The following is a 3,147-nucleotide window of genomic DNA, read 5'->3' as shown; positions in this document are numbered from 1 at the left end:
TTTAATTTATACCCAATTTATAGGTTTTTCTAATACTTTTACTACTTTTTCTTCTTCGCTACCTACCGCAGGATGATGGTCGTAATGCCATTGCACGTGTGGTGGCAAACTCATTAAAATACTTTCGATTCTTCCGTTAGTTTTTAGCCCGAAAAGCGTTCCTTTATCGTGAACCAAATTGAATTCCACATAACGACCACGGCGAATTTCTTGCCAAGTGCGTTGGTCTGTTGTAAACGGTAAGTCTTTTCTATTTGCTACGATTGGAACATACGCATCAAGGAATGAATTCCCTACTTCGGATACGAAATTGAACCAATCTTCCATCGATTGTACTTCGGTTTCTTTCAAATAATCGAAGAATAAACCTCCAATTCCACGCGCTTCATTTCTATGTGCGTTCCAAAAGTAGTCGTCACATTGTTTTTTGTATTTCGGATAAAAATCAAGATTATGTTTGTCACAAGCTGTTTTACAGGTTTGATGAAAATGAACCGCATCTTCTTCAAACAAATAATAAGGTGTTAAATCTTGGCCTCCGCCAAACCAACTATTGATTACATTACTCTTCTCATCGTACATTTCGAAATAGCGCCAATTTGCGTGAACAGTTGGCACCATTGGGTTTTTCGGATGAATTACCAAACTCAATCCACAAGCAAAAAAATCGGCTTCGCCCACATTGAATAATTTTTGCATACTATCCGGTAATTTTCCATGAACTGCCGAAATGTTTACACCACCTTTTTCAAAAACAGCGCCATTTTCAATAACACGTGTTCTTCCGCCACCGCCTTCTGGACGTTCCCAAATGTCTTCTCGGAATTGGGCAACACCATCAATGTCTTCTAATCCTTTACAGATTTGATCTTGAAGGGTTTGTATGTAAGTGTAGAATTTATCTTTCATTTTTCTCATTATACATTTTTATTGAAATAATGACAACAAAAGTCAGAATTACAATATTTGGAAATACATATAGTGACAATTGTTCTAAACTTCCTTTACCAGATAGAATTCTTCTCGCAAGATTAGTTATTTCTTCATCAAAAAAGAGAAACATATTAAACCCTAAAAATCCCAATCCAAGTAAAATCAAATTCAATTTGTAATATTTTTTTTTCAGTCCTCGTAAAAGCGATATCAATCCTAAATAGCCACTAATACCCAAAAACATTTGAATTAAATAACTAATTTTTCCTGATAAAGCAGCGCCAAATATACCAGAGATCAAAATCATAATTAGTAAAAAGGTTGCTGGAATAATTCCTAACAAAATGAATAATATGTAATAAACTTTTCTCATTATTTATCATACTCTTTCACAGCTTCCACAAAAGCCTTAGCATGATCCACAGGAATATTCGGTAAAATTCCGTGACCTAAGTTGACAATGTAATTGTCTTTTCCGAATTCATCAATCATTTCATGTACCATTTTTTTAATGGTTGGAATTGGTGACAACAAACGACTTGGGTCGAAATTTCCTTGTAATGTGATTTTACCTCCTGTTAAATAGCGTGCATTTCTTGGTGAACAGGTCCAGTCTACACCTAAAGCCGAAGCTTTTGATTTTGCCATATTTCCTAATGCGAACCAACATCCTTTTCCGAAAATAATAACTGGAGTTATTTCTGCTAAAGCTTCAGTAATTTGATTGATATATTGAAATGAAAATTCTTGATAATCTACCGGAGACAACATACCGCCCCAAGAATCGAAAATTTGAATCGCATTACAACCTGCTTTTACTTTTTCTTTCAAATATAAAATCGTAGTATCGGTAATTTTTTGTAATAAAACGTGTGCTGCAACTGGGTTTGAAAAACAAAATCCTTTGGCTGTGTCAAAACTTTTAGAGCCTTTCCCTTCCACAGCATAACAAAAAATCGTCCAAGGTGAACCTGCAAAACCAATCAACGGCACTTCATCGTTTAACATTTGTTTGGTCAATTTAATCGCATCAAAAACGTATCCTAAAGTTTCATTTACATCTGGTACAAACACTTTTTCCACGTCTTGAGAAGTACGAATTGGATTCGGAATTATTGGCCCTAAATTGTCTTTTAATTCCACGTGAATTCCCATCGCTCTTGGTACTACCAAAATATCCGAAAACAAAATTGCCGCATCTGGTTTCACAATACGAATCGGTTGCACAGTGATTTCAGCTGCTAACTCTGGAGTTTCACAACGGGTAAAAAAATCATATTTGTCACGCAACGCTCTAAATTCAGGTAAATATCTTCCTGCTTGGCGCATCATCCAAACCGGTGGTCGTTCTACTTTTTCGTTATTTAAGGCTCTTAAAAAAAGGTCGTTTTTTATCATTTTTGTTTGCTTTATGCTTTAAGCACTAGGCTTAAAGCGTTTGTTTTTATGCCTAATGCTTACTGCATAAGGCTTATTGCTAATTCTATTACGTTTTCAATACTTGGTTGATATGCTGTTTTTATATTTTTAATTTTAGTTTCAGACAATACCGCTCTTAAAGCATCTGCTGTTGTATTTCCGATACAAAATAATTTTTCGTTGCCAAGTGTGTTTTTTTTCAAATAACTGGTTACGGCAGATGGGCTGAAAAACAAAATCCCATCCACTTTATCTGAAATTTTATGAGGTGTTAATGTTGTATCGTACACTTTAATTTCATTGAACGTAATTTCGTTTTCAGTTAACATTTCTGGCAAGGTAACTTTACGAAGATTGCCACTAAAAAAAGTAAAACTTTCATCGGAATAGACTAACGTAATAATTTCCGCTAAATCTTCTGCAAAACCTGTGTACGCTTCTACTGTAAAACCATTTTCGTTCAATAACTCTTTGGTTTTTAAACCTACACAAAAAACCGTTTTCTGTTTTAATTGCTCAATTGTTGGGTGTTGCAAAATGCTTAAAACTGCGTTTTGACTCGTAAAAATTAAGTTTTTGTTCAGATTTTTAATTTCGAAAGAAGCGTTTTCTGTTTTAATAAAATCGGCTTCAATTACTTGAATATTCGCTTTAACTAATTCTTGTTTCTGAATTGGTGAAAGTGTTTTGGTAGAAAGTATTGTGATTTGATTTGTCATGATTTGAGATAAAAAACGGTGTCAATAAAATATAAAACTCCGTCTTTGGTTAATACGTTTTCATCGTGTAAGTCTT

Annotated in this window: 4 protein-coding genes and 1 pseudogene; all 5 read right to left on the bottom strand. The window is 34.3% G+C overall.

What is annotated here, in order from left to right; translation table 11 throughout:
• Positions 1-6: 6 nt before the first annotated feature.
• On the bottom strand, positions 7-909 hold the full coding sequence (hemF, locus tag ACIQ32_RS11590; RefSeq protein ID WP_396195843.1) for an oxygen-dependent coproporphyrinogen oxidase: 903 nt from the start codon (positions 907-909) through the stop codon (positions 7-9).
• Entirely contained in the window at positions 899-1,306 is a 408-nt protein-coding gene (locus ACIQ32_RS11585; protein ID WP_396195842.1) for a hypothetical protein, read from the bottom strand. Before ACIQ32_RS11585 ends, hemF begins: the two co-directional genes overlap by 11 nt.
• Positions 1,306-2,331, bottom strand: coding sequence for a uroporphyrinogen decarboxylase (gene hemE, locus ACIQ32_RS11580; protein ID WP_396195841.1), 1,026 nt, complete (start codon positions 2,329-2,331; stop codon positions 1,306-1,308). Before hemE ends, ACIQ32_RS11585 begins: the two co-directional genes overlap by 1 nt.
• Before the next feature lie 59 nt (positions 2,332-2,390).
• Complete coding sequence (locus tag ACIQ32_RS11575; protein WP_396195840.1) at positions 2,391-3,071, bottom strand: uroporphyrinogen-III synthase; 681 nt, start codon at positions 3,069-3,071, stop codon at positions 2,391-2,393.
• Positions 3,068-3,147: pseudogene (locus ACIQ32_RS11570) on the bottom strand (hypothetical protein); the annotation flags it as partial. The gene ACIQ32_RS11575 and the pseudogene ACIQ32_RS11570, both read right to left, overlap by 4 nt.

Origin of the sequence: Flavobacterium sp. (assembly GCF_044373165.1) — a bacterium.
Taxonomy (GTDB): Bacteria; Bacteroidota; Bacteroidia; order Flavobacteriales; family Flavobacteriaceae; genus Flavobacterium.
The sequence above is the reverse complement of the archived record's forward strand: the minus strand, read 5'-3'. Positions and strand labels throughout refer to the sequence as shown.

Bases quoted from the DNA above. Each gene is read 5' to 3' on its own strand.
- hemF (WP_396195843.1), bottom strand. From the start codon at position 909: ATGAAAGATAAATTCTACACTTACATACAAACCCTTCAAGATCAAATC.
- ACIQ32_RS11585 (WP_396195842.1), bottom strand. From the start codon at position 1,306: ATGAGAAAAGTTTATTACATATTATTCATTTTGTTAGGAATTATTCCA.
- hemE (WP_396195841.1), bottom strand. From the start codon at position 2,331: ATGATAAAAAACGACCTTTTTTTAAGAGCCTTAAATAACGAAAAAGTA.
- ACIQ32_RS11575 (WP_396195840.1), bottom strand. From the start codon at position 3,071: ATGACAAATCAAATCACAATACTTTCTACCAAAACACTTTCACCAATT.